The 26,432-nt window shown below is 63.7% G+C and carries 25 protein-coding genes; 17 read left to right on the top strand and 8 right to left on the bottom strand.

The features are described from left to right. Positions 1–40: 40 nt before the first annotated feature. Entirely contained in the window at positions 41–1,942 is a 1,902-nt protein-coding gene (locus ACHIRB_RS00855) for an acyl-CoA dehydrogenase family protein (RefSeq protein WP_395118345.1), read from the bottom strand. 96 nt (positions 1,943–2,038) lie between these two features. On the opposite strand from ACHIRB_RS00855, the gene ACHIRB_RS00860 reads away from it, so the two are divergent. Together ACHIRB_RS00860 and ACHIRB_RS00865 are read left to right on the top strand one after the other, a co-directional pair. Beyond that, on the top strand, positions 2,039–2,728 hold the full coding sequence (locus ACHIRB_RS00860; RefSeq protein WP_395118347.1) for a TetR/AcrR family transcriptional regulator: 690 nt from the start codon (positions 2,039–2,041) through the stop codon (positions 2,726–2,728). A 47-nt stretch (positions 2,729–2,775) separates the two neighbouring features. Further along, the gene (locus ACHIRB_RS00865) at positions 2,776–3,990 is read left to right on the top strand and encodes an acyl-CoA dehydrogenase family protein (protein ID WP_395118384.1); all 1,215 of its coding nucleotides are present in this window, start codon (positions 2,776–2,778) and stop codon (positions 3,988–3,990) included. A gap of 54 nt (positions 3,991–4,044) precedes the next feature. Here ACHIRB_RS00865 and ACHIRB_RS00870 read toward each other — a convergent pair whose 3' ends face one another. Beyond that, a complete protein-coding gene (locus ACHIRB_RS00870; RefSeq protein ID WP_395118349.1) occupies positions 4,045–4,539 on the bottom strand; it encodes a group II truncated hemoglobin in 495 nt (164 codons plus the stop codon). 65 nt (positions 4,540–4,604) lie between these two features. Between ACHIRB_RS00870 and hemL the strand changes: the two genes are divergently transcribed. The 7 genes from hemL (at position 4,605) to ACHIRB_RS00905 (ending at position 13,747) form a co-directional block, all read left to right on the top strand. Next, positions 4,605–5,927 (top strand): glutamate-1-semialdehyde 2,1-aminomutase, encoded by a 1,323-nt coding sequence (hemL, locus tag ACHIRB_RS00875; protein ID WP_395118386.1) that lies wholly within the window; start codon positions 4,605–4,607, stop codon positions 5,925–5,927. An 11-nt stretch (positions 5,928–5,938) separates the two neighbouring features. Beyond that, positions 5,939–6,589 (top strand): histidine phosphatase family protein, encoded by a 651-nt coding sequence (locus tag ACHIRB_RS00880; RefSeq protein ID WP_395118351.1) that lies wholly within the window; start codon positions 5,939–5,941, stop codon positions 6,587–6,589. Beyond that, on the top strand, positions 6,586–7,224 hold the full coding sequence (locus tag ACHIRB_RS00885; protein ID WP_395118353.1) for a TlpA disulfide reductase family protein: 639 nt from the start codon (positions 6,586–6,588) through the stop codon (positions 7,222–7,224). Before ACHIRB_RS00880 ends, ACHIRB_RS00885 begins: the two co-directional genes overlap by 4 nt. Then, a complete protein-coding gene (locus tag ACHIRB_RS00890; RefSeq protein WP_199704508.1) occupies positions 7,221–8,030 on the top strand; it encodes a cytochrome c biogenesis CcdA family protein in 810 nt (269 codons plus the stop codon). The genes ACHIRB_RS00885 and ACHIRB_RS00890 overlap by 4 nt, the downstream gene beginning before the upstream one ends. Before the next feature lie 13 nt (positions 8,031–8,043). Further along, positions 8,044–9,684, top strand: coding sequence for a cytochrome c biogenesis protein ResB (gene resB, locus ACHIRB_RS00895; RefSeq protein ID WP_395123226.1), 1,641 nt, complete (start codon positions 8,044–8,046; stop codon positions 9,682–9,684). A gap of 16 nt (positions 9,685–9,700) precedes the next feature. Continuing rightward, positions 9,701–10,660 (top strand): c-type cytochrome biogenesis protein CcsB, encoded by a 960-nt coding sequence (gene ccsB / locus ACHIRB_RS00900; protein WP_395118388.1) that lies wholly within the window; start codon positions 9,701–9,703, stop codon positions 10,658–10,660. 255 nt (positions 10,661–10,915) lie between these two features. Continuing rightward, entirely contained in the window at positions 10,916–13,747 is a 2,832-nt protein-coding gene (locus ACHIRB_RS00905) for an aminotransferase class I/II-fold pyridoxal phosphate-dependent enzyme (protein ID WP_395123227.1), read from the top strand. Here the strand turns inward: ACHIRB_RS00905 and ACHIRB_RS00910 are convergent, their stop codons facing one another. Further along, on the bottom strand, positions 13,748–14,209 hold the full coding sequence (locus ACHIRB_RS00910) for a winged helix-turn-helix transcriptional regulator (protein WP_395118361.1): 462 nt from the start codon (positions 14,207–14,209) through the stop codon (positions 13,748–13,750). An 85-nt stretch (positions 14,210–14,294) separates the two neighbouring features. Here ACHIRB_RS00910 and ACHIRB_RS00915 point away from each other — a divergent pair, with 85 nt between their 5' ends. After that, positions 14,295–14,981 (top strand): nitroreductase, encoded by a 687-nt coding sequence (locus tag ACHIRB_RS00915; RefSeq protein ID WP_395118363.1) that lies wholly within the window; start codon positions 14,295–14,297, stop codon positions 14,979–14,981. An 88-nt stretch (positions 14,982–15,069) separates the two neighbouring features. Next, a complete protein-coding gene (locus ACHIRB_RS00920; protein WP_395118365.1) occupies positions 15,070–16,236 on the top strand; it encodes a lactate 2-monooxygenase in 1,167 nt (388 codons plus the stop codon). A 41-nt stretch (positions 16,237–16,277) separates the two neighbouring features. Here the strand turns inward: ACHIRB_RS00920 and ACHIRB_RS00925 are convergent, their stop codons facing one another. Further along, positions 16,278–16,481 (bottom strand): hypothetical protein, encoded by a 204-nt coding sequence (locus ACHIRB_RS00925; RefSeq protein WP_199704514.1) that lies wholly within the window; start codon positions 16,479–16,481, stop codon positions 16,278–16,280. Between the two features lie 76 nt (positions 16,482–16,557). Beyond that, on the bottom strand, positions 16,558–16,770 hold the full coding sequence (locus ACHIRB_RS00930; protein ID WP_199704515.1) for a BldC family transcriptional regulator: 213 nt from the start codon (positions 16,768–16,770) through the stop codon (positions 16,558–16,560). Between the two features lie 163 nt (positions 16,771–16,933). Between ACHIRB_RS00930 and ACHIRB_RS00935 the strand changes: the two genes are divergently transcribed. Together ACHIRB_RS00935 and cds1 are read left to right on the top strand one after the other, a co-directional pair. Next, entirely contained in the window at positions 16,934–17,278 is a 345-nt protein-coding gene (locus ACHIRB_RS00935; RefSeq protein ID WP_395118368.1) for a DUF4229 domain-containing protein, read from the top strand. Continuing rightward, a complete protein-coding gene (cds1, locus tag ACHIRB_RS00940; protein WP_395118369.1) occupies positions 17,275–18,357 on the top strand; it encodes an L-cysteine desulfhydrase Cds1 in 1,083 nt (360 codons plus the stop codon). The genes ACHIRB_RS00935 and cds1 overlap by 4 nt, the downstream gene beginning before the upstream one ends. A gap of 69 nt (positions 18,358–18,426) precedes the next feature. Here cds1 and ACHIRB_RS00945 read toward each other — a convergent pair whose 3' ends face one another. Both ACHIRB_RS00945 and ACHIRB_RS00950 read right to left on the bottom strand, forming a co-directional pair. After that, positions 18,427–19,581: a fatty acid desaturase family protein gene (locus tag ACHIRB_RS00945; RefSeq protein ID WP_199703556.1), complete on the bottom strand. Its 1,155-nt coding sequence runs from the start codon at positions 19,579–19,581 to the stop codon at positions 18,427–18,429. A 45-nt stretch (positions 19,582–19,626) separates the two neighbouring features. Next, the gene (locus ACHIRB_RS00950; RefSeq protein ID WP_395123228.1) at positions 19,627–20,745 is read right to left on the bottom strand and encodes a ferredoxin reductase; all 1,119 of its coding nucleotides are present in this window, start codon (positions 20,743–20,745) and stop codon (positions 19,627–19,629) included. Positions 20,746–20,882: 137 nt separating this feature from the next. On the opposite strand from ACHIRB_RS00950, the gene ACHIRB_RS00955 reads away from it, so the two are divergent. The 3 genes from ACHIRB_RS00955 (at position 20,883) to ACHIRB_RS00965 (ending at position 22,121) form a co-directional block, all read left to right on the top strand. Next, positions 20,883–21,098 (top strand): HTH domain-containing protein, encoded by a 216-nt coding sequence (locus ACHIRB_RS00955; protein ID WP_199703554.1) that lies wholly within the window; start codon positions 20,883–20,885, stop codon positions 21,096–21,098. Then, complete coding sequence (locus tag ACHIRB_RS00960; RefSeq protein WP_395118376.1) at positions 21,098–21,670, top strand: Clp protease N-terminal domain-containing protein; 573 nt, start codon at positions 21,098–21,100, stop codon at positions 21,668–21,670. The genes ACHIRB_RS00955 and ACHIRB_RS00960 overlap by 1 nt, the downstream gene beginning before the upstream one ends. Positions 21,671–21,737: 67 nt before the next feature. Continuing rightward, positions 21,738–22,121 (top strand): phage holin family protein, encoded by a 384-nt coding sequence (locus ACHIRB_RS00965; protein WP_395118378.1) that lies wholly within the window; start codon positions 21,738–21,740, stop codon positions 22,119–22,121. A 61-nt stretch (positions 22,122–22,182) separates the two neighbouring features. On the opposite strand, the gene ACHIRB_RS00970 is transcribed toward ACHIRB_RS00965, so the two are convergent. Then, positions 22,183–23,049 (bottom strand): 1,4-dihydroxy-2-naphthoate polyprenyltransferase, encoded by an 867-nt coding sequence (locus ACHIRB_RS00970; RefSeq protein ID WP_395123229.1) that lies wholly within the window; start codon positions 23,047–23,049, stop codon positions 22,183–22,185. Between the two features lie 69 nt (positions 23,050–23,118). Between ACHIRB_RS00970 and ACHIRB_RS00975 the strand changes: the two genes are divergently transcribed. Then, positions 23,119–26,430, top strand: a complete 3,312-nt coding sequence (locus tag ACHIRB_RS00975; protein WP_395123230.1) for a BTAD domain-containing putative transcriptional regulator — start codon at positions 23,119–23,121, stop codon at positions 26,428–26,430. The last annotated feature ends 2 nt before the right edge of the window (positions 26,431–26,432 follow it).

Genomic DNA, 26,432 nt, shown 5'->3' on the forward strand with positions numbered 1-26,432 from the left:
GGGCGGGCCCTCCGAAAGGACTCACGAGTGGCATAGCCGCCTAGTGTTCCAGCATTGCGGCGCCGAGCAGATACTCGGGAACGCCGAGACCGTCGACCAGTTCGCGTGCATGAGGACGCAGCACCCGGCAGCGATCGTTGATCGCCCGTGTCACTGCCTTCGCTCGTTCCACCGAGAGGTAGCGGTGCTCCATGAACCAGGCTTTGTCCTCGTCGATGATGGACAGTGCGTACAGGTCGCACAGATCGTTGAGCAGTTCCTTGGTCTCGGGGTCGGCGCAGGTGTCGATACCGCCGATAAATGCTTCCAGGACAACACGATCGATGTGCGCACGAGCGGCGTGCAGGACGTGGTCCTGCACGAAGTTGAACGCATCGAACGGGTCGTCTTCGCGCTTGGACGCACCCTGCAGGCGACGTGCGGCGGTGCTCAGCAGATATTCTTCGCGGTCCTCGAACATGCCGAGCTGAGTACCGCGGTTGAAGAGGCTGCCTTCCTCTTCGTTGTCCTGCCGCGTGTCGATGATGGTCTGCAAGATTTGGATTGCGGCCGTGCGTTTCTTGACCAGATCGCCGACGGTCACGGTCGCGAACTTCATCCATTCGACCGGGCTCATGCCGTGAATCTCGTCGGCGTAACCGGTCAGCAGTTCTTTCGCGACCAACTGCGTCAGGACGACGTTGTCGCCTTCGAACGTCGTGAAGACGTCGGTGTCGGCCTTCAACGCGACCAGGCGGTTCTCCGTCAGGTAGCCGGCGCCACCGCAGGCTTTACGACATTCCTGAATCGCGCGCGTCGCATGTTCGGTGTTGGCGGCTTTGAGTCCCGCAGCGCGACCTTCGAGTTCGCGCTGTTCGTGCGGGTCCGCGTCGTCGGAGGTCTGAATCTTGTGCAGCTTCCCGATCAGTTCGTTCTGCGCGAAGCCGAGTGCGTAGGACTGCGCGATCAGGGGGAACAATCTGCGCTGGTGCGCGAGGTAGTCCATGATCAGAACTTCTTCGTCGCTCTTGGGCGCGTTGAACTGCCTGCGCTGCAACGCATATCGGGTCGCGATGGTCAACGCGACCTTCGTCGCGGCGGCGGCGGAACCACCGACGGTCACGCGACCGCGCACCAGCGTGCCGACCATGGTGAAGAACCTGCGATTGGTGTTGTCGATCGCCGACGAGTAGTTGCCGTGCTCGCTGACGTCGCCGTATTTGTTGAGGAGGTTCTCACGCGGGATGCGGACCTGATCGAACATGATGCGGCCGTTGTCGACGCCGGGTAGTCCGCCCTTGTAACCGCAGTCCGACGTGGTGACGCCCGGCAGGTCTTTGCCGTCCTCGTCGCGGATGGGGACCACGAAGCAGTGCACGCCCTTGGACTCGCCGTCGATCACGAGTTGCGCGAAAACCGCTGCGACACGGGCATGTTGGGCCGCACCACCGATGTAGTCCTTGCGTGCGGACGGCGTCGGGCTGTGCACGACGAATTCACGTGTCTCGTGGTCGTAGGTCGCGGTCGTCTCGAGTTCTTGGACGTCGCTGCCGTGACCGGTCTCGGTCATGGCGAAGCAGCCGAGCAGGTCGAGATCGATCAACGGCTTCACGTAGAGATCGTGATGGCGCTTGGTGCCGAGGTTTTCGATCGCACCACCGAAGAGGCCCCACTGGACGCCGGCCTTCACCATCAGCGAAAGGTCCGACATCGCAAGCATTTCGACGCTGGTGACGGCGCCCGCAACGTTGCCGGTGCCGCCGTGCTCCACGCTGAACGCGCTGCCTGCGTAGCCCTCTGCCGCAAGGAGTTGCATCTGCGACAGCGCCTTCGCGCGAGCCTCGGCCAGGTCGGGGGTGTAGTGAGGGAGAAATTCCGGGCGGTTCAGATCCACGCGGGACTTCTCGCGCAGTTCGTGCCAAGGTCCGTCGAGGGTCTTGCGGAGGTGGTCTGCGATGGCCATACCTTCAACGTTAGCGCGCCGGGAGGTCCGGTGAAGGTGAGTTGCCGCACTCGACCGTCCTTGGACTCGAGGGACGATTCACGTATAAGTAGCGACATGTCAGTGCAACGGCCGGATGCCGAGTCCGACTCCGTTGTGCCGCCGTCGCTCGCGCGGGCATCGCTGCTTCGTGAGCCGCCGGCGACCCAACGGGGTAATCGGACGCGGGCTGCGCTGATCGAGGCGGCGCGGGTCGTCTTCGAGCGTGACGGTTACGTCGATGCGCGACTGACCGACATCGCAAAAGAAGCCAACTGTGCGACCGGCTCGTTTTATACCTACTTCGCGGGCAAGGACGAAATACTCGCCGCGGTCCTCGAGATCGCGCAGGAGGACATGCTGCATCCCGGCACCGGACGCGTCGCTCCCGCTGACGATCCGCATGCAGTGATCGAGGCGAGCAATCGGGCGTACTTCGAGGCTTACCAACGCAATTCGCGGCTGATGGGTCTCCTCGAGCAGGTGTCCAACGTCGATCCGGCATTTCGCGAGCTGCGACGCCGTCGCAGCGATGCGTTCGTTCAGCGCAATGCACGTTCGATCGCGGACCTGCAACGCCGCGGGCTCGCCGACCGTGAGTTGGATGCGGAGCTCGCGTCGCGCGCGTTGTCATCGATGATCAGTCGGCTCGCCTACGGCGCGTTCGTCGTCGGCGACGGACCAGGCGATTCGGCGACGTTCGAGCAGTTGGTGTTCACAGCGACCCGGATCTGGACGAATGCGCTGCGCATTCCGGATCGAACTTGAACTTGACGTCAGATTCAAGTACGTTTCGAGCAATCGACACAGAGGAGATTTCCATGTTCGAGGCAAGTGCCCGCAGCCTGAAATACCAGGCCGACCTGCTGGCGTTTATGGACGAGCATGTGTACCCGGCGGAATCGGTCTACGACCAGCAGATGCGCGAGGCGGGCGATCCGCACTTCCACCCGCCGATCCTCGAAGAACTCAAGGCCGAAGCCCGCAAGCGCGGACTGTGGAATCTCTTCCATCCGCACGAGGAGTGGGGGCCGGGGCTCACCAACCTCGAATACGCTCCGCTGGCAGAAATCATGGGGCGCAGCCACATTGCGCCCGAGGCGTGCAACTGTTCGGCGCCCGACACCGGCAACATGGAGGTGTTCACCCTCTTCGGCACCGACAAGCACAAAGAGCTCTACCTGAAACCGTTGCTGGAAGGCACAATTCGGTCAGCGTTTGCGATGACCGAACCCGATGTCGCGAGCTCGGACGCCACCAACGTCGAAATGCGGATGGAGCGCGACGGCGACGCCTACGTGCTCAACGGCCGAAAGTGGTTCGCGTCCAACGCAATGCACGCGAACTGCAAGGTCCTCATCGTGATGGGCAAGACCGATCCGAGCGCAGCGACGCACCGCCAGCAATCGATGATGGTCGTGCCGATCGACGCACCCGGCGTGACGGTCGTGCGTAACCTGCCGGTCTTCGGGTACCAGGACCGCGAGGGCCATGCGGAGATCACCTTCAACGACGTCCGCGTCCCGCTCGAGGACGTATTGTCCGGCGAGGGCGAAGGTTTCGCGATCAGCCAGGCACGCCTCGGACCGGGCAGGATCCATCACTGCATGCGGGCGATCGGCATCGCGGAGCGCTCACTCGAATTGATGTGCAAGCGGGCGTCCTCGCGGGTCACCTTCGGTCAGCCGCTGAGCGAGCGAGCCAACATTCAGGACTGGATCGCCGAAGCGCGTATCGACATCGAGATGGTCCGTCTGCTGTGCCTCAAGGCAGCCCACATGATGGACACGGTCGGCAACAAGGCGGCTCGCGTCGAGATCGCAGCGATCAAGGTCGCGGCTCCCAACGTCGCGCTGAAGATCATCGACCGTGCGATCCAGGTCCACGGCGGCGGTGGCGTCACCGACGATTTCCCGCTCGCGATGGCCTATGCGCACATCCGTACGTTGCGCCTCGCCGACGGACCCGATGAGGTGCACAAGCGCTCGATCGCCCGCTACGAACTGCGCAGGCACACCAAGCCAGCGTGAGGGTCGCCCTGACCTCGCTGGATGGTGTGAGGGGCGCCCTCGCGCCGCAAGCTGCTAGCCGAAATACGGCGGGGCGACGCCCCAACCCCAGCGCGGAACGGGTGCGTGCGGGACGACCGGTGCGTCGGGCTGCGAATTGTGCATCGCAAGTCGCGTGCCCCACTCGACATAGGCCATAAACGCCGACCTGAACTCCGGGTCGTCGGGCAGTCCAGCGTCGTCGGCGGCGAGGCTCATCGTCGACGCGAAGCGATGGCGCTGTTCGGCCGTGATGCCGAGGTTGACGTGATGGGCCAGCATCCGCTCGTACCCACCGAGCTCTGCGGTATAGGTCGCCGGACCACCGAACACCTCGCACCACCAGGTCGTCACGTGCGCGCGATGCTCTTCGCTGACGCCGCCGGGAAACAGGGGAGCGATCAGGTCGTCGTGCTCGACGCGGTCGTAGAAGGCATCGATCAAGCGTCGAAACGCCGGACCCCCACCGGCCCAGTCGTACAGGGTCGGATCCTTGCTCGGATCCTTCGAAACCGATGTGTCTTCGGTCATGGAAACAAGGGTAGGCCCGGGAGACAACTACACCCTGTCGGAGACGATTTGCTTTCGATGAGACACTGGGTGTCGTGACTGTCTCCACCGCCAATTCAGCTCGGTTGTTCGATCGTGCCAGCGCAGTTATCCCTGGTGGCGTCAACTCCCCGGTTCGGGCGTTCCAGTCGGTCGGCGGCACACCGCGTTTCATCGCGAAGGCCGCAGGTTCACGGCTGACGGACGCAGACGGCAACACCTACGTCGACCTCATCTGTTCGTGGGGCCCGATGATTCTGGGGCACGCGCATCCGGCCGTCGTCGAGGCTGTGCAACGAGCTGCCACCTCGGGTCTTTCGTTCGGCGCCCCGACCGAGGCCGAGATCGAACTCGCCGAAGCGATCGTCGAACGCGTTGCACCCGTCGAGCAGGTTCGCCTGGTCAACTCCGGTACCGAAGCGACGATGAGTGCGGTCAGGCTGGCTCGTGGATTCACCGGGCGCAGCAAGATCGTCAAGTTCGCGGGTTGCTACCACGGCCACGTCGACGCATTGCTCGCCGAAGCGGGTTCGGGCGTCGCGACACTCGGACTGCCGACCTCACCAGGCGTCACGGGCGCTCAAGCCGAGGACACGATCGTCCTTCCGTACAACGACCTCGATGCCGTCGCCGCAGCGTTCGCAGCAAATCCGGGTGAGATCGCGTGCGTCATCACCGAGGCTGCGGCAGGCAACATGGGTGCTGTTGCACCTGTGCCAGGTTTCAACGAGGGGCTTGCCAGGCTGACCAAAGCGCACGGCGCACTGCTGATCATGGACGAGGTGATGACGGGTTTTCGCGTCAGTCCGTCCGGCTGGTTCGGTGTCGACGGCGTCGCGGGCGACCTCTACACGTTCGGCAAGGTGATGTCGGGCGGCCTGCCTGCCGCAGCATTCGGCGGAAGCAGCGAGATCATGAGCCGCCTCGCACCTGCCGGTCCGGTGTATCAAGCAGGCACACTTTCGGGTAATCCCGTCGCCGTCGCCGCTGGTCTGGCGACGCTGCGCAACGCCGATCAGGCCGTCTACGACGCACTCGACCGCAACTCGCAGCGGCTCGGCACCATGCTGGGTGATGCACTCACCGCAGCGGGCGTCACCCACCGAGTCCAGTTCGCAGGCAACATGGTGAGCGTGTTCTTCAGCGATCGACCCGTCGTCGACTATGCCGGCGCGAAAGCGGCGCAGACGTGGCGCTTCCCAGCCTTCTTCCACGCGTTGCTCGAGCGTGGGGTCTACCCGCCGCCGAGTGCGTTCGAGGCCTGGTTCGTCTCTGCCGCGCTCGACGACGACGCTTTCTCGATCATTGCCGACGCCCTGCCCGCTGCCGCCGAGGCTGCAGCGGCAGCGACCGACCCGACCGACACCTGAGGGACCCAGACGTGACTCGTAACGACCAGGCCGACACCAAGACGATCGTGCACGTCCTTCGCCACGGCGAAGTGCACAATCCGAAGGGCATTCTGTATGGCCGGCTCCCCGGCTTCGGGTTGTCCGTGACCGGACGATCGCAAGCCGCGGCAGTTGGTGCTGCGCTTGCCCATCACGACATCAGCCATGTGATCGCGTCGCCTTTGCAACGCGCGCAGGAGACTGCCGGCCCGATCGCGGCGGCCCACGGCGTCGAGATCCAGACCGATGAAGACCTGATCGAGGCTGGCAACACGTTCGAGGGTTTGCGGGTCGCCGTCGGCGACGGTGCACTCCGCAAGCCGCGGCACTGGTGGAAGCTGCGCGATCCGTTCACGCCGTCGTGGGGTGAGCCCTACCTGCAGATCGCGCACCGAATGTTGGCTGCGGTCAACAAGGCTCGGGTGGAAGCGGTCGGGCACGAGGTCGTTCTCGTCTCGCATCAGTTGCCGGTGTGGACCTTGCGCAGGTTCCTGCAGGGCGACCGACTCTGGCACGATCCGCGGCAGCGTCAGTGCGGTCTGGCGTCGTTGACGTCGCTGGTCTACGAGGGCGACACCCTGGTCGACATCGTGTACTCGGAGCCTGCGGGCAGCTCGGATCCGAGGGTGACGGGAGCATGAGGCGCTTCGCGCTCGTGAGTCTTTTCGGAGGGCGGACCCTCCGAAAAGACTCACGAGCAGCTTGCTGCCTACTCCTGGCGGCGCTTGTTATCAGCGGCTGTTCCACAGGCACCGACGCAGTGGCGCAAGGTGGCACCTTCGACTTCGTTTCACCCGGTGGCAAGACCGAGATCTACTACGACCCGGCAGGCGACCGCGGGTCCATCGGCGACCTCTCCGGACCCGACCTCATGGTCGAGGGCAAGACGACGTCGCTCTCGGATTTCGAAGGCAAAGTCGTCGTCATCAATCTGTGGGGCCAATGGTGTGGACCCTGTCGAGGTGAAGCCGACGACCTCGAAAAGGTCTACGAGGCAACCAAAGACAGCGGTGTCGCCTTCCTCGGCATCAACGTGCGCGACGGTCAGAAGGACAAGGCGCAGGACTTCGTCATCGACAACAAGGTCGGCTACCCGTCGATCTACGACCCCGCCATGCGGACCCTGATCGCACTCGGCGGCAACTTCCCGACCAGCGTCATCCCCACCACCCTCGTTCTCGATCGGCAGCATCGCGTCGCCGCTGTCTATCTGCGTGAACTGCTTGCGGAGGACTTGCAGCCGACCGTCGAACGCCTCGCCGGAGAAGCTGCATGACCGTCCTTGCCGGTGTCGGTGACACGTTCGGGTCGACTGCGGCGAGCGGTCCGCTCATCCTTGCGCTCGGTGCCTGTGTGCTTGCGGGCCTCGTCTCGTTCGCGTCGCCGTGTGTGGTCCCGTTGGTTCCGGGCTACCTGTCCTACCTCGCGGGAGTGGTCGGCGCCGACGCGCCGCCGGTGACCCCTGCCGAAGCCGTACAGACGAAGGTCCGAACCGGACGCGCTCGCGTCGTCGGCGCCTCCGCCCTCTTCGTCGCGGGCTTCACGGTTGTGTTCGTCCTTGCGACCGCAACGGTTTTCGGTGTGACGCAATCACTTTCGGTCAACCGGGAGGTGCTGCAACGGGTCGGCGGTGTGGTGACCATCCTGATGGGACTTGTGTTCGTCGGTCTCGTTCCTGCCCTGCAACGTGACGTCCGATTCGAGCCGCGACGCGTCAGCAGCCTCGTCGGCGCACCGCTGCTCGGCGCGGTGTTCGCACTCGGCTGGACCCCGTGCCTCGGCCCGACCCTCGCCGGGGTGATCTCGGTTGCATCGGGAACAGAGGGTACGACGGCAGCTCGTGGCGTGAGCCTCATCGTCGCGTACTGCCTCGGCCTCGGGTTGCCGTTCATCATCCTTGCGTTCGGGTCGGCGAAAGCGTTGCGAGGCGTCGGCTGGCTGCGTCGTAATGCGCGTGCAATCCAGATCTTCGGTGGTGTCCTGCTTGTCGCGGTCGGCATCGCGCTCGTCACGGGCGTCTGGGATCAGTTCGTCAGCTGGGTGCGTGACGCCTTCGTCTCCGACGTGACGTTGCCGATATGACAGAACCCTCGATATGACTGACACTCTGACCAGAGAGCCGACGCGACCGCCCCGCCAGTCCCTGCCCGGCCGCGGGATCGCACTCGTCCGCAACACCTGGCGCGGACTCACCAGCATGCGGACCGCCTTGGTCCTGCTCTTCCTGCTTGCCCTGGCCGCGATACCGGGGGCGTTGCTGCCGCAGCGCAGTCTCAACACGCAGAAGGTCGAGCAGTACATCGCCGACCGCCCGTCGCTCGGACCGCTGATGGACCGCTTCGAACTCTTCGATGTGTTCGGCAGCTTCTGGTTCACGGCGGTCTACGCGTTGCTGTTCATCTCGCTGGTCGGGTGCATCGTTCCGCGGTGCGTAGACCATGCGCGCGCACTGCGGACCCCGCCCGTCCCTGCGCCCCGCAACTTGGGCAGGCTGCCGCACCACCACCTGACGACCGTCGACGGTGACCCTCAGCAGCTCGCGTCCGAGATCTCGTCGCAACTGAAAGGTTGGCGTTCGCGGACGCGTTCGGCCGACAACAGGTCGGCGCACGACGGCGAGATCACCGTGTCGGCCGAGAAGGGGTACACCCGCGAACTCGGCAACCTGGTCTTCCACCTCTCCCTCGTCGGGTTGCTCATCGCCATCGCGGTCGGGAAGTTGTTCGGCTACGAGGGCAACGTGATCGTCATCGCCGACCCCGACGGTCCGGGCTTCTGCACGACCTCGCCTGCGGTGTTCGACTCGTTCCGTGCGGGCAACGTCGAGGACGGCACCGGGCTCGAGCCGATCTGCGTACGCGTGAAGACCTTCACGGCCGACTATCTGGACAACGGTCAGGCCGAGATGTTCACCTCCGACATCGAATACCAAGCCGGCGACGACCTTGCCTCCAATACGTGGCGTGACAGTCAGCTGCGGGTCAACCATCCGCTGCGAGTCGCGGGGGACCGCGTCTATCTGCAGGGTCACGGCTACGCACCGACGTTCACGGTCACCTTCCCGAACGGTGAGACGCGGACCGAGACGCTGCAGTGGCGACCCGACGACGCGACGACGTTCTTGAGCAGCGGCGTCATGCGGTTCGATCCGCCGGGTGGGTTGTATCCGAACACGGCGGATCGGCGGAAGAATCAGATCGCGATCGAGGGCCTGTTCGCGCCGACCGCCTCGTTCCACGGCGAGTTGCTGTCGTCGAGCTTCCCTGAGATGACGAAGCCCGCTGTCGCGATCGACATCTACCGTGGCGATACCGGACTGGACACCGGTATCCCGCAGTCGCTCTTCGCGCTCAACAAGGAACTGATCAACCAGGAGCGTCTGACGAAGGAAGCCAGAGTGAATCTGGAGCCCGGCGAGTCGACCTCGTTGCCCGATGGAACGCAGGTTCGCTTCGATGGCGCGAAGGAATTTGTGAACCTGCAGGTGTCGCACGATCCGGCGCAGGGTTTTGTGCTCGGCTTCTCGATCTCGATGATGGTGGGGTTGCTGGTGTCGCTGCTCATCAAGCGGCGCAGAATCTGGGTACGTCTGTATCCCGCCGATGGCGAACGACGTACCGTAGTAGAACTTGGCGGGTTGGCCAGAACCGACCACGCCGGGTGGGGTGACGAGTTCGATCGATTGTGCGACCGACTGCTGCCGGATGCACGATCCACCAAGCAGAACAAGACATAGGAACCAACTGAGCATGCTGCCGATCAACGAGACCCTTGCCGGATACAGCGACCTGTCGTTCCGGTCTGCCTTCCTCGTCTACGTGCTGTCGTTTCTGCTCTTGATCGGGCAGTACGCATCGGCACGGGTCAAGCAGACCGCTGCGAAGGAAATGGTCAACGCCGGACCCGCTGCCGGGGTGCCTGGCCGCCTCGTCGAAGCGCCACGCAAACCGTGGTCCGAGCGCCTCGGCAACATGGGCGTTGCGGTGCTCGTTGTGGGCGTTGCGCTGCATCTCGCGTCGATCGTGTTGCGCGGCTTCGCAACCGAACGCTTCCCGCTCGGCAACATGTACGAGTTCGTGACGATGGCATGCGCCGCGGCGGTGCTCGTCGGGTTGACGATCATGCGTGGCGAGCGGTTCCGTTCGATGTGGGTGTTCCTCATTCCCCCTGTGCTCGTTCTGATGTTCCTCGCGGCAACGGTGCTCTACGCCGACGCCGCTCCTGTCGTGCCGGCATTGCGTTCGTACTGGCTGCCGATTCACGTAACCATCGTCAGCATCGGCAGTGGTGTTTTCCTGGTTTCCGGTGTCGCGAGCGCGATGTTCCTGTTGCGGATGCGTCACCCCGAAGGCAGTGAAGCCAGCAGCGTCTGGGGTCGGCTCGCGTCGAGAATGCCCGACGCGCAGACGCTCGATCGCCTGGCCTACAGGACGACGATCATCGGGTTCCCGCTGTTCGGCGCCGGTGTCATCCTGGGCGCCATCTGGGCGGAATCGGCGTGGGGACGCTTCTGGGGTTGGGATCCGAAGGAGACGGTCGCCTTCATCGCGTGGGTCATCTACGCCGCCTACCTGCATGCGCGCGCGACCTCGGGCTGGCGCGACACCAAGGCGGCGTGGATCAACATCGCCGGCTTCGTCGCGATGATCTTCAACCTCTTCGTCATCAACATCGTGGTTTCCGGCCTGCACTCGTACGCGGGCTTGACCTAGAAGGCCGAGTGCTGCGGACGCTCCACGATCACGTCCGCCGCGCGGAAGCCCGCCGCTTCGCAGGAATAGTGGAGCTTCAGCAGCAGCCTGGTGAACGAAATCTGGCTTCTCGAGGAAGCTTCTCTACAGATCGGGCATAACTGTCCAAAGCAATCTCACCCGCCAGTTTTCGGGCCTACGGTTGGTTTTGTCGCCACGTCGTCTCAGCGATTGCGAAGTCGGCTCCGGTGGTGGTCATAACTGCGGAGGTTGGACATGGCCGAGGTCAATGCACGTGCCTACAACAGTGTTTGGCAGTTCAGGGCCGATGCGTGGTGTCGGCTCGAAGAGGCGGCCGAGCGGTTGGCGAGAGCGTCGTCGCACGGCAAACCGACCGACCAGCTGGCCGATACCGTCGGCGACCTCGTCACCAAACTTGCTCCCTACGAACACTTCTGGGCATTTCCCGGCAAGACCTTCTTCGCTCAGACGCAGCGGCAGTTCACTGCCGGTCACTACGACCGGTTCGCGCGAACGGTTGCGAAGATCAATCGAGCACTGGTGACGGAGTCCTATCGCGGCGGCGAATCGCTGATCAACGTCGCGCACGATCACGAAGCTCTCAACACCGACAACGGGCAGCAGGAAGACATTTCGGCCGATGGCAACGAACGCCCCTACTTCGAGGTACTCGTCGTCGAGTCGATGTCGGAGTCGCAGGAGCGGGCGCTGCGCAAGGCGGTCCGCAGTTGGCGGCGTTCCGATGACGAGTTCATCTACGAACTCGTCGTCGTCGGCAGCGGCGACGAGGCTGTGATCGCCGCGCGGCTGAATGTGAACCTGCAGGCCGTCGTGGTCCGTCGCCGTTTCGCGCACAAGTCCAGTCGCGAACTCGCCGCGCTCGGCGACTTCGTCGACAGCCAGGTCTCCGACGACCTGGCTGACCATCCACCGGAGGAGCGAGCGCAAATTCTGGCCGCCTCGATCTCCGATATCCGGCCCGAACTCGACCTCTATCTGATGACCGAGATCGAAGTCGAAGACATGGCCGGGCGCGTCGGCCACAACTTCCGCAGGGTCTTCCATGCGCGCGAAGGTGTCCTCGAGCTGCACCTGAGCATCCTGCACGGCGTCGCCGAACGGTATCGGACCCCGTTCTTCAGCGCGCTGAAGCAGTACAGCCACCGGCCGACCGGAGTGTTCCACGCGTTGCCGATCTCGCAGGGCAAGTCGATCGTCAACTCGCACTGGATCAAGGACATGGTCAGCTTCTACGGCCTCGATGTGTTCATGGCGGAGACGTCGGCGACGTGCGGTGGTTTGGATTCACTGCTGGAGCCGACCGGCCCGCTGCGTGAGGCGCAGGACCTCGCGGCGAAGGCCTACGGGTCACGCCACACCTACTTCGTCACCAACGGAACGTCGACGGCGAACAAGATCGTCGGCATGGCCTTGATCGCACCGGGTGACATCGTGCTCGTCGACCGCAACTGCCACCAGTCCCATCACTACGGAACCATGATGGCCGGCGCCCACGTCACCTATCTGGAGGCGTATCCGCTGAGCAAGTACTCGATGTACGGCGCTGTTCCACTCGTCGAGATCAAGGCGAAGTTGCTGGGTCTGCGGCGGGCGGGCAAGCTCGACCGCGTCAAGATGCTGATGCTCACCAACTGCACCTTCGACGGCGTCGTCTACGACGTCGAACGGGTGATGGAAGAGTGTCTCGCAATCAAGCCGGACCTCGTATTCCTATGGGACGAAGCGTGGTTCGCGTTCGCCCGGTTCCATCCCGTGTACCGGACCCGCACCGGAATGGCGGCCGCGAAGACCCTTCGGGAACGGATGAAAGACCCTGCGTATCGCGAGCGCTACAACGAATATCTGGCCGAGCGAGCAATGCATCCGGAGCCGACCGACGAGGAGTTGCTCGAGCAGCGACTGCTGCCCGATCCAGCGCAGGCGCGGGTGCGCGTCTACTCGACCCAATCGACGCACAAGACGCTGACCTCGCTGCGGCAGGGTTCGATGATTCACGTCTTCGATCAGGACTTCGATCAGAAGGTCGCCGAGACCTTCCACGAGGCCTACATGGCACACAACTCGACCTCGCCGAACTATCAGATCCTCGCCTCGCTCGACCTCGGTCGACGGCAGGTTGCGCTCGAAGGCGTCGAGCTCGTCCAGAAACAGATCGAAAATGCGATGCAGCTGCGCGACGCGATCGACAACCATCCGCTGCTCAGCAAGTACATGCACTGCCTCAGCACGGCGGAGCTGATCCCCGAGGAGTTCCGGCCGTCGGGTATCGCACAGCCGTTGCGGTCGGGTTTGGCGAACATGATGGCAGCCTGGGCCGCTGACGAGTTCGTTCTCGATCCGTCGCGAATCACGCTCTACATCGGGCCGACGGGCTACGACGGCGATACCTTCAAGCGGCAGCAGTTGATGGATCGCTACGGCGTGCAGATCAACAAGACGTCGCGAAACACCGTGCTGTTCATGACGAACATCGGTACGACGCGTAGTTCGGTCGCCTATCTGGTCGAGGTGTTGGTCAAGATTGCTCGCGAACTCGACGACCATCTCGCCGACCTCAGTCAGACCGAGCGAGCGATACACGACCGCCAGGTGGCGAGTCTGACTGCCGACGCGACGTCGATGCCCGACTTCAGCGGTTTCCACACGAGCTTCCTCGATCTCGGCGGCGACGGTGAGCCGACGCCGGAAGGTGACGTGCGCAAGGCGTTCTACCTTGCCTACACCGATTCGTTCTGCGAGTACCTCTCACCCGAGGAGGTCGAGTCGAAAATAGATGCGGGACAACAGGTTGTGTCGGCGACATTCGTGACGCCCTATCCGCCCGGATTCCCCGTGCTGGTGCCGGGGCAGGTGTTCAGCAAGCAGATTCTGAACTTCATCCGCTTCCTCGACACGCGTGAGATTCACGGCTACCAGCCGCACCTCGGTTACCGCGTCTACACCGACAAGGCGATCGAAATGGCAACGCCGACAACGACTGTCGCGCCAGCCATCACGAACGGGAATGGCAGCGCCGCGGCGAGCAAGCACTCCGGTAAGCGCAAGTCGAAGGCTGCCGCAGACTGATCAGCTCTCGGCGGGCAGTTTCATGCCCGGTCCTGCTTCGAGTTCGATGTCGCGAGCGGTGAGTTCCGTTGCGCACGAGTCGCATTCGAGCCTCACGTGCGCAGCACCACCGCAGTCGCGATGCAGATAGTGGACCGGCGGGCCGTCGGGCGCCATGTAGGTATCGCCCCAGTCCTTGATCGCCATCAGGATCGGATAGATGGCGTGGCCCTTCGGGGTCAGTCGGTACTCCTCGTACGCGGTGCCCGCCGCCTGTTGTTTGACGAGGATGTCGTGTTCGACGAGGCGGTCGAGGCGGTCCTGCAATCGGCTACGTGAGATTCCTAGTGTGTTCTGCAAGGCGTTGAAACGTCGGACGCCGGCGAAGGAGAACTTGAGAACGAGCAGCGTCCAACGGTCGCCGAAGATCACCAGTGGTCGCGTGATGGAGCACGGGAGGTCGGCAAGTTCTTCGTAACGCACAACGTCGATCCTACCGGTATCGAAATGAGACTGGTCGTGTTAGCGTTCAGTCTCGAAATAGGACCGACCTGTCGAGGAGTTCTGTATGAGCACAACCACCGATTTCGCCGCGCTGTCCCGAGTGCTCGACGAACGCTGGACCTGCCGCCAGTTCCTGCCGGACCCGGTTCCGAGGCGCGATATCGAGCAGTTGCTACGGCTGGCCCAACGCACGCCGTCGTGGTGCAACACGCAGCCATGGCAGGTCGTCGTCACCGACGGCGCCGCGACCGAGCGGTTCCGCAAAGAACTCCTCACCCACATCCAGAGCGGGGTCGGGCCCGCGCCCGACCTCGAATTCCCCGCTCAGTACACCGGCGAATATCGGCAGCGTCGCCGCGACTGCGGCAAGCAGCTCTACGACAGCATCGGGATAGCCAAAGGCGATCACGAGCGGACCATGAAGCAGATGGTGCGCAACTTCGAACTCTTCGATGCGCCGCACGTCGCGATCATCACGACCGAAGCCGATCTCGGCGTCTACGGTGCCGTCGACTGCGGTCTGTACATCAACACTTTCCTGCTCGGAGCACAGAGCCTCGGCCTTGCCGCTGCCCCACAGGCTGCACTCGCGTCCTATTCGCCGTTCCTGCACGAGTACTTCGAAATACCCGAGCACCGGCACGTGGTAGCGGGCATCAGCTTCGGCTACGCCGATCGAGAACATCCGATCAACACGTTCCGCACAGCGCGTGAAAATGTCGACTCGGTTGTCACCTGGCACGAGGTCTGACTGCTGAGCTCCGTCTACACGGGATAGTGTCGAGCCTGATTCTCAGCCGGTGCACTCGACGACGCGTTGTAGAAAGAGGTTACCAACGATGGCAACCCTCGCGGACTTCCAGAACGAGATCTATCTGCAGGGACTCGGAGGCACCACGCCCGAGTTTCCGACGGACCTCACCAAGTTGGAAGCGCTCGCCGAGCAGGTCATGACGCCGGAGGCCTTCGGCTACGTCGCAGGTTCGGCTGGTGCAGAATCGACCGCCAAGGCCAACCTCGACGCGATTCGGGACTGGCGAATCGTGCCACGGATGCTGCGTGACACCGGAACTCGCGATCTGTCCGTCGAACTGTTCGGGCAGAAGCTACCCGCGCCCGTGCTGCTCGGCCCGGTCGGCGTGCTGTCGATCGTGCACCCGGCCGGAGAACTTGCGGTAGCGCGGGCAACCGCTGGGGTCGGCGTGCCGATGGTGCTGAGTACCGCCGCGTCGAACAACATGGAGGACGTCGCCGCCAACAACGGCGAGGGTGGTCTGCGCTGGTATCAGCTGTACTGGCCGAAGGACCGTGAGCTCGCCGCGAGCTTCCTGCAACGCGCAAAGACCGCCGGCTACACAGCTCTTGTCGTCACCCTCGATACCGTCACCCTCGCCTGGCGGCCGCGCGACCTCGACGGCGCCTACCTGCCGTTCCTGCGCGGCATCGGCGTCGCGAACTACTTCAGCGATCCGGTCTTCCAGAAGTCGGTCGGTGGTCCGATCACCGACGAGAACCGGATGCAGGCGATCCTGCACTGGGTCGCAAACTTCAGCGACCCGACGATCACCTGGGACGACCTCGCGTTTCTGCGCGAGCACTGGGACGGTCCGATCGTGCTCAAAGGGATTCAGCATGCCGACGACGCGCGTCGGGCAGTCGACACCGGCATGGACGGCGTCATCGTCTCCAACCATGGTGGTCGCCAGGTCGATGGTGCGATCGGCGCAATCGAAGCATTGCCGGAGGTCGTCGACGCCGTCGGCGATCAGATCACCGTGCTGTTCGACAGCGGAATTCGGACCGGGGCCGACATCGCGAAGGCGCTCGCGATCGGCGCGAAGTCTGTGCTCGTCGCGCGCCCGTATGTGTACGGTCTAGCGCTCGGTGGGGAGGCAGGGGTCAGGCACGTAATTCGGTGCCTGCTGGCCGAGTTGGAACTGACGATGGCTCTTTCGGGCATCACGACGATCGACGAGTTGACGCCGGATGTCCTCCGCCACAAATGATCGTGTGCGGCCGGACTGATCAGCCGAACGAGGTCGGCTGATCACTCGACGGGTTCGCTAGGACCGTCCTTGTTGTCCGTACCGCCGGACCGCTTGGCGTCCCGATTGAGCCGCCAGAGAAATTCCGGATCGTCATCGGGTCCGACCGATCGCGGCTGGTCGCGAGAATTCAGATCGGGTCCGAACGCTTTCCAGAACAGCACCGCAACAGTAACCAGTCCGATGACGGCCAATAGATAGATCACAGCCCTCACCTCCTTGACTAGAGGGTAGCCGCGTGTGGGCCGTTCGGCATCTGTCGAGGTAAGGGTTCTTGAACGATCAGTGACGCGATGCCTCCGTTGTCAGTGAATCGAGGAGTTGCAGGACTTCGGATTCGCGGAATCGGCGATGACCACCCGGCGTGCGGAGTGAACCGAGACGTCCGGCGTGGGCCCACCGCGTCACAGTTTTGGGGTCAACATGAAACATCGCGGCGACCTGGCCGGGGGTCAAGAGGGAATCCTGAGTTCTGCTGACTGTGGGTGCGCTCATCTCGCATGCCTCCGTGCTCGGCTGTTCGGTCGGGACTTGGCCATGGTGTCACCGATACCCCTAGGTACTCGAACGATCTAATGTTGGTAAAGGGGAGGTAATAGACAAATCGGACCAGTCGGGCAAGCGTTCGACGCGGTTCGGGGGTCGGTACCCTGGGCTGGTGAGCGAGACAAAAGGTGACGATTCCACTCCATCGAAGCGGCCCGCTGCCGGCGGCAAGTTGGCCCGCGACCTTGCGCTCTACACCGTCGCGAGGCTGGGTCTGGTCGCAGTCATCGCTGCCGTCATCTACGGCGGCGGCAAGGTCGCCGGTATCGAGGTCCCGATCCTCGTCATCCTGATCTTCGCAATCCTGATCGCGCTGCCGTTGTCGCTTGTGCTGTTCGCGTCGTTGCGTAGGCGCGTGAACGAGAGCATCGCCGCCGTCGACGAACGACGTCGTCGAGACAAGGCGGAACTGCGATCCAAACTGCGCGGCGATCGCCCGGCGGGCTCACGAGAGTGACGATCTGTGACCGCAGCGCCCCACGCGAGTGGGTGGACAACGCAGTCAGATTGATCGATGCGGATGCACAACGCAGCGCCGACACGCACTTGATTCGCTATCCGCTCCCCAACGCGTGGGGTGTTTCGCTCTATCTCAAAGACGAATCGACCCACATCACCGGCAGCCTCAAGCATCGCCTCGCGCGGTCGCTGTTTCTGTACGCAATCTGCAACGGGTGGGTGGTCGAGGGAACGACGGTCGTCGAGGCGTCCTCCGGCTCGACGGCGGTCAGCGAGGCCTATTTCGCGAAGTTGCTCGGTCTGCCGTTCGTTGCGGTGATGCCGGCAAGCACAAGCCCGGAGAAGATCAGGCTGATCGAATCGCACGGCGGGCGTTGCCATTTCGTTCAGCAGTCGTCGGAGATCTACACCGAGGCAGCGCGTCTTGCAGCCGAGGTCGACGGGCACTACATGGATCAGTTCACCCACGCCGAACGCGCAACCGATTGGCGTGGCAACAACAACATCGCAGAGTCGATCTTTGTGCAGATGTCGATGGAACGGCACCCGATACCGGATTGGGTCGTCGTGGGCGCAGGGACGGGCGGCACGAGCGCGACCATCGGCCGCTACATCCGCTACCGGCGTCATCACACTCGTCTGGCAGTCGTCGACCCCGAGAACTCGGCGTTCTACGGTGGCTACGAATCGGGTTCCGCCGACTTCGAGACCGGGATGGCGTCGCGCATCGAAGGGATCGGTCGGCCGCGAGTCGAGCCGTCGTTCGTCGGGCAGGTCGTCGATCGGATGATCGCGGTGCCGGACGCAGCGTCGGTTGCGACCGCGCGCCACGCGAGCGAGATGCTCGGTCGACGGGTCGGCGGCTCCACCGGTACGAACCTATGGGGAGCGTTCGGAATCATCGCGCAGATGCTCGCGGCAGGCCGTGGCGGCAGCGTCGTCACGCTGCTCTGCGACGGTGGAGATCGTTATACCGGAACGTATTTCGATGACGACTGGGTCCGCGGTCAGGGCATGGATCTTGCCGGTCCGACGGCGGTGCTGCACGAATTCGAGACGAGCGGAATCTGGCGGTAGGCCGCAAGCGGCTCGTGAGTCCTTTCGGAGGGCGGGCCCACCGAAAGGACTCACGACCGACGTAGTCGCCTAGACGCTCGCGAGGCTGCGATCGTCGACGGTCACCTTCGGCTGATCCTCGTCGACGACAACACTCTCGACCTGCTCGGCCGGCTTGGACTTCCCCGGAAGTGCGAGCTTGAAGATCTTCTTCCAGACGCTGCCGAGCTGCTTGTACATGGCCTGGTTGTGGTACGGCACGCCGTAGCGCTCGCAGATCTCCTTGACCTCGACCGACATCTCCTCGTAGCGATGAGCGGGCAGGTCGGGGAAGAGGTGGTGCTCGATCTGGAAGCTCAGGTTGCCCGACAGAATCTGCAGCCAGCGGCCACCGGTGAAGTTGGCCGAACCACACACCTGGCGGTAGTACCAGCCTGCCTTGCTCTCGTCCTGGGTCTCTTCGATCGAGAACGTCTGCACGCCCTCGGGGAAGTGGCCACAGAAGATCACCGACGATGCCCACCAGTTGCGGACGAAGTTGGCGGTCGCGTTGCCCGCGAAGGTGATGGGCGCGAACGGACCGGACAGCGCCGGGAAGATCACGTAGTCCTTGAGTGCCTGCGGGCCGGCTTTGCGGAGGAATCGACCGAAGGCTTCCTGAGCTTCCGCCCAGGTCTTCTCGCCGCGGATCATCTTTTCCGATTCGAGTTCCTGCAGCGCGGTGCCCCACTGGAACAGCGACTGCAGCAGGAATGCGTAGACCGGGTTGCCCAGCCACACCGGGTGCCACGGGGTCTCCTCGGTGAGGCGCATGACGCCGTAACCGGTGGCGTCGTGGTCCTTGCCGATGATGTTGGTGAACGTGTGGTGCACGTAGTTGTGGGTGTAGCGCCAGCTGTCGCCTGCGATCGTGTTGTCCCACTCGAAGCTGCCGGAGGTCAGCGCCGGGTCCTGCATCCAGTCGTACTGGCCGTGCATGACGTTGTGGCCGATCTCCATGTTGTCGATGATCTTCGACAGCGACAGAGCGGTTACGCCCGCAATCCATGCCGGGGGGAGGACACCGAAGAACAGCAGGCCGCGGCCGGCGACTTCGAGGCGACGCTGCACCGAGATGATGTTGCGGATGTATTCGGCATCGCGCTCGCCTAGGTCGTCGACGACGCGCTTGCGAAGAGCATCCATTTCTTTGCCGAACGCTTCGATCTGGTCCGACGTGAGCTTGGTGTGTGCGGTGGTAGTCATGGCGTTCCTCCTAAGTTTTGGTTGTTGCTCAGAGATTTTGGGTGCTCAGAGATCTACGGATACGTCGCCGACGGGCACAGAGACGCAGAGCTTGATGGACGTTTCGTTGTCGCTGCACAGGTCGCCGGTCATGACGTTCCGTGTCACACCGGTGTCCTTGCGACGGACGCAGGAGAAGCAGATGCCCATGCGGCAGCCGTACTCCGGGGTGAGCCCGGCGTCCTCGGCTTGCTCCAGCAAGGTGCGACCCGAGTTCGCGACCGTGGTTCCGGTCGCCGAGAAACTGATTTCGCCGTCGGCGTCGTCGCTGCTGACGGTTCGTACCGGTGCCGTGAACTGTTCGACGGTCAGTTGGTCGTCGAGCCCTTCCTCGGTCCACAGTGCGCGCACCGAGTCCATCAGCGGAAGGGGTCCGCAGACGTAGGTGTCTGCCTCGGCGTAGTGCTTGTCTGCGGCGAGCAGATGGTCACGGCTGAAGAAGCCGTGCAGGTCGCCACCTAGTTCCTGGTCGGTGTACGCGCGAACGATTTTGATCGACTCGTACTTCTCTGCGATCGCGTCGAGTTCCTTGCGGTAGATCACGTCGTCTTCGGTGAAGGCGTAGTGCAGGAAGGTGATGCGGCCGTTGTAGGCCTTGTCGCACAGGGTCCGCAGGATCGACATCACGGGGGTGATGCCCGAGCCGCCACTGATCAGGAGGATCCGGCGCGGATGCGGCAGGGGCAGGACGAACTCGCCCTGGGCCTGCGATAGGTGAACAACTGTACCGGGGGTGGCATTGGCACGCAGATGCCGCGACACCAAGCCTTTCGGATCTGTCTTGATCGTCAGTTCGATGCGGCCGTCGCGACGAAATTCGGAGTTCGCGGGTGAGTAGCAGCGCGTGCGACGAACTCCGTCGATTTCGACGGAAACGCGGACGAACTGACCGGCCCGGAAGCCTTTCCAGTTCGCGTTGGGGCGCAACGTCAATGTCACGCTGTCGTCGGTCTTACGTGCGACATCGGTGATCTCGGCCCGAACGTCGGTCTCGGCCCACAGTGGATCGATCATTTCGAGGTACCGGTCGACGCCGTGTGGCGTGAAGGCTGCCTTCACAGCTGACGAGCCAAGGGCGCGGCGAGCCAGTCGTGAAGAGGTCAACACTTGGGTGCTCACAGACATGATCGGTCTCCTTTCAGTGAACGGGTGTACACCCAATGTAACGGCATTGCGGTGTGGCGGCAATTCGAAGCGACGTGCGTCACTATTGGTGTCAATTTTGGTTGACAGCCCGATGTGTGTCAACGTAGATTGACGTCATGACCGAAGCAACCACTCTGGCTGCCGCAGCCGGAAGCCCCGATCCCAAGGTCGGACTGCGGGCCGTGCTTGCCCTACGCCGGCTACTCGAACGGCTAGAGGCGATCCAGGTCGCCAACGCCCGCGAGCAAGGCTGGTCGTGGCAGGCGATCGCCCAGGCTCTCGAAGTCAGTAGGCAAGCGGTACATCAGAAACACAACAGGAGGACCCGCTGATGTTCGAACGATTCACGAAGACGGCACGGATCGCGATCGTCACGGCGCAGGAAGAGGCGCGGATGGCGAACTCGGACCACATCGACGTCGAACACGTCCTGCTCGGCGTCATCGACTCCGCGGACAGCGCACTGGCAGCAGTGCTCGCCAAGAACGGACTAACCGCCGATACCGTCGGCACCGCGGTCGCCGAGTTGGGCAAGCAGTCGCCGCTCGGTCCGGAAGACGCGGAAGCCCTGCGTTCGATCGGGATCGATCTCGATGCCATCCGCGAGAGCCTGGACGCCAACTTCGGCGAGGATGCGCTGAATCGTGCTGTGCCTGCGGAACGACGCGGCTTCTTCAACCCACGCAGGTTCGGGCACATCCCCTTCACCGCAGGTGCGAAGAAGGTAGTCGAACTGTCGTTGCGGGAGGCGTTGGCGCACAAAGACGATCACATCGGATCCGAACATGTGCTGCTCGGGGTCCTCCGTGCCCCGAGTCCAGCGGCGCGGGCGATCATCGAGGCCAACGTCGGCATCGACGAACTGCGACGACAGGTAATCGAGCTACTCGATCGAGCGGCGTGATCCGACGCATACAACGGCTGTCCGAAGGGTCGCGTAAAAGGTTCGATGTTGTGTCAACATTGACCTCATGATCACCGCGATTCGTCTCGCTATCACCGCATTTGCAATCTGGCTCGCCGCGTATCTGCTGGACGGCATCAACATCGAAGTGCCGACGGGCAAGGGAACCGGCTGGGAAATCGTCGTCGTCGTCGGCATTGCGATCGTCTTCACGTTGGTGAATGCGGTCGTCAAACCGGTGCTGAAGTTCCTGTCACTGCCGCTGATCGTCTTGAGTCTCGGCCTGTTTCTGCTCGTGATCAACGCGTTGATGTTGCTGCTCACGGCATGGATCACCGAGGCCACCGATTACGGCCTGCGAGTCGACGGATTCTGGACCGCGCTCTGGGGTGCTCTCGTCATCGCGATCGTGAACTGGCTACTCGGAGTGTTGGTTCCGGACGAGGACTAGGCGGCTACGCCGCTCGTGAGTCCTTTTGGTGGTCGGGCCCTCCGAAAGGACTCACGAGCAGCTAGCTGGCCAACGTTATTGCCGTTGCCACCGACCACACCAGCATCGCCAGACCCGAGTCGCGCAGCGCGGGAACAAGATCGAGACCCTTGTTACCGCTGCGGACCGGACCGTTCGCCTTGATGGCCAACGGCAGGGCCAGCAACCCGGCGAGCACCCACAGCGTGCGGAACGTAAGAGCAAGGGTCGCAACGAACGGCACGAGCAGGAGCGCGAGATGCAGTGTGCGAGTGCGGGCATCGCCGAGTCGCACCGCGAGAGTCTGTTTGCCCGACTCGGTGTCGGTCGGAATATCGCGCAGGTTGTTGGCGACGAGGACCGCGGACGAGAAACATCCGACAGCCACCGCGCATACCAGTCCGACCCAATCGACACGTTCGGCCTGCACGAACTGCGTGCCACACACCGCGATCAAACCGAAGAACACGAAGACGGCGATCTCACCGAAACCGCTGTAGCCGTACGGATTGCGGCCGCCGGTATAGAACCAGGCGCCCGCGATGCAGACCGCCCCGACCAGCAGCAGCCACCACGCGGACGTCAACGAGACCACAATCCCAGCGACGGCAGCGATGGCCAAGCTCACCATCGCGGCGTTGCGAACGGCCGTCGGTGTTGCAAGCTTGGAGCCGACCAGCCGTAGTGGACCGACCCGGTCGTCGTCGGTACCGCGAATGCCGTCGGAGTAGTCGTTCGCGTAGTTCACCCCGACGATCAGTGCCAGCGCTACGACGAGTGCGAGCAGGGCCTTCCACCACACCGTGCCATCGATCGATGCAGCCGCGCCGGTGCCGGCGACAACGGGCGCGATCGCGTTCGGCAGGGTCCGTGGGCGAGCGCCTTCCAACCATTGAGCAGCTGATGCCATGGGCTGATCTTCGCAGCCGGACGAAATGAACTGGCCGGGTGCCCCCGGCTCAAATACGATTGGACATCGGTGCATCCAGACTCGAGCGTCCCACTTACGCCGCCGGTATCGGCAACTGAGCCCGCAGGCGTCGTCGTGGCCCTGCTGGGTGAGGTATCGACGCGCCGCGACGGTTGTCTGGTTCCGCTTCCGGGTGCCCGGGCGCGCTGTTTGCTCGTGGCGCTGGCCGCTCGGCCCGGCAGAAGTCGCAGCGCCCAGGCCCTGATCGACGAGGTCTGGGCTGATCAGCCACCGCGCTCGCCCATGAATGCGCTGCACACCCAGGTATCGCGGTTACGCGCGGCGTTGCCCGACGGTGCCGTCGAAATGGGTCCCGCCGGCTACCGGTTGGCCCTTGGCAAGACGCAGGTGGACATCACCCTTGCGCGCCAACTCGAACAGCGCGCCCAGCACCGCCACGCCGAGGGAGATCATCGCGGCGCAGTCGAATCGGTAGGGGTGGCGCGGGCCCTGTGGCGGGGCGAGCCAGGCGCGGACCTGCCGGACGGTCAGCTTGCGTCCGACCTCGGCATCGAGGCTGCCGCTCGGCTGGCCGCGCTGGACGCGGTCGAGATCGCTGCACGCGTCGCGATGGGTGACCTGTCCGGCGCGTTGACGGGGGCGAAGGAACGCGCGGAACGCCACCCGTTGGACGAGGCCGCACACGCCGAACTGATGCAGATTCTGGTCGGCCTCGGCCGCGACAGTGACGCACTCGATATCTTCGCCGCACTGAAATCGCAATTGGCAGACCAACTGGGCGCTGACCCGAGCGCGGCGCTCGTCGAACTCAACACTGCGATCCTGCGCGGCGAAGTTTCTACGCCCATCGCGTCACCACAGACTCGGCAGCCGCCACGGACGGAGCTGCCGACCTCGATCGGCCTACGTGCGGCACCCAATACCCTGCTGGGACGCGCAGACGACATCGCCGCGATCGAAGCATTGCTGCAGACGTCGAGGGTTACCACCGTTCTCGGTCCCGGCGGCACCGGCAAGACGCGGGTCGTGAACGAAATCGGTTCACGCGCTGCAGCAGAGCTGCCCGTCGTCCTGGTGGAACTCGCGTCGGTGCGCAGCGGTGACGACGTGATCGGCGCGATCAGCGGCACCCTCGGGGTCAGCGAAGTTGTGATCGAGCCGGGCGCGTTGACGCGAACCCGACTGGATTCGGCGCGCGCCCGACTGCGGCAAGCGGTGTCGGTGCGAAAGCTGCTGCTCATCCTCGACAACTGCGAGCACGTGATAGACGACGTGTCGGACATCGTTGCCGAACTCGTCTCCGCAACTGCACATTTGACCGTGCTGGCGACCAGCCGTGCGCCGATGATGCTCACGGCCGAAACCGTCTACCCGTTGCCGCCTTTGACTATCGATGCTGCGGGATCGCCTGCAACGGAACTGTTTTCGGCCCGAGCAAAGGCGGTGCGCCCTGCCGTTCGCCTCGACGCGGACGAGGTCGCCAGGCTGTGCAGCACGTTGGACGGGCTCCCTCTTGCAATCGAGCTCGCCGCCGCGCGGACTCGAACGATGACCGTCGAGCAGATCAACACCCGCCTCCGCCATCGATTCGAGTTGCTACGCAGCGCCGATCGGACCCCGCCGGAACGACACCGGACGCTGCATGCCGTCATCGAATGGAGCTGGAACCTCCTCGACCTCTCGCAGCAGGCCGCGCTCCGCCGACTGTGCCGCTTCCCAGGAGGTTTCACGATCGCAGCTGCGGAAAAAGTTGCCGAATGGGGCGATTCGGGAACAAGCGGTGTCACGGACATCGCGGATGCGCTCGACGGTCTGGTCAACCAGTCGATGCTCACGGTGATCGAGGACGACGGTCCGAGCGGACTGCGTTACCAGATGCTGGAGACCGTCCGCGAATTCGGTGAGGAGCAGTTGGCTGCAGCGGGGGAGGCCGACGAGACCGAGCGTCGAATGGCATTGTGGGCGTGCGATATCGCGGTACAGATGCTCGACGGCGCGCGCTTCGGAAGTCAGGTCGCGACAGCGGATCTGATGACCGCGGAGCACGAAAACCTGCTTGCCGTCCTGCGCAGTGCCATCTCCCGACGCGACGGGCTGGTCGTGTACACCGTGTTCGCCGTGCTCGGCATGGGGAGGGCCGTCCGGGGCTCGCATTCGGAGATATTCGCCTGGGGACCAAGGATTCTCGACATCGATGCACGACCCGTCGACGACGAAATCCCTGCCGACCTCCTGGTGATGTCGTACCTACTTGCCGGTCTGCACATGTTCATCAGCGGTGATGTCCGCCCGATTGCGTTGGCTCGGTTACGTGTTCGTGCAGTGTTGAAGGCGGACCGACACCTCGATCCGGCGGTGCGACTGTACGCGTCGCTGGTGGTTTCGCCGGTGAGTGGCAAAGGCACTGCTCGTATGTTGGCCGAAGCCGCGCACTCGGATGACGAATGGTCACGCTCGGCGGCACTCGGCATCAGCGCGAACATCAGAGAGAACAACGGTGATATCTACGGATCGCTCCGAGACGGAACCGAGGCGCTCGTGCTCGCGACCGAACGGGGCGACGTCTACATGGAATCCATGGTCTGCCAGCATCTCGGCAGCCTTGCTGGGCAATCGGCCCGCTACGAGGATTCCGTCGACTACTACCGGCAAGCGATCGATGCCCTGCTGCAGTTGCATGCCTACGACGAGAGCGTCCAGGTCCGCGGGTTTCTCGGGGCCTCTCTCGTCGGTGCCGGGCGACCCGAGGAATGCCGTCGCGAACTCGAAGCCCTGTTCACCGATCCGGGTGCTGACGGCACCGGAATGCCGGGGCCGTCGGACGAGGCGAAACAGCGATACGCCGCTATGACGGCAAGCCTCGCGGAAGCCGATCTCGCAGAAGGCAACATCGACGCAGGGCTGAAACGCTACGACTCTGCACTCGCGCATGCAGGCTGGCCGCACGCGGGCCCGGCTCCGGGTCCGTACGACACGCTGCTTGCCTGCGCGGTGATCTGTGCGAATGTTCTGCATGGGCGGGCCGGCGAGATCGAAGCAATTGTGGCGCAGACGATCACGCTGGCCGCCGCGCGTCTCGGCCGGTTTCTGGATCTGCCGCAGATCGGCGGCGTCGCCGCCGCCGTCGGCAGCTATGCCATCGCAAGTGGTCGCGATCCGGCCGTCGGGTTGCGCCTGCTCGCTCTTGCCGATCCGGCGAAAGCACGTCAGGACTATCCGTCGATGGCGCTTGCCCGACACAACGAAGCCGCCCGGTCGGTCCTGGGCGACGAGATCGTCGATGCAGAACTGAACCGGGCGGCTGGGGTGAAGCGGGCAGTCGCGGCACGAGAGATCATGGTGCTGATCGCTCGCATCTAACT

The organism is Antrihabitans spumae (assembly GCF_043944905.1).
Lineage (GTDB): Bacteria > Actinomycetota > Actinomycetes > Mycobacteriales > Mycobacteriaceae > Antrihabitans > Antrihabitans spumae.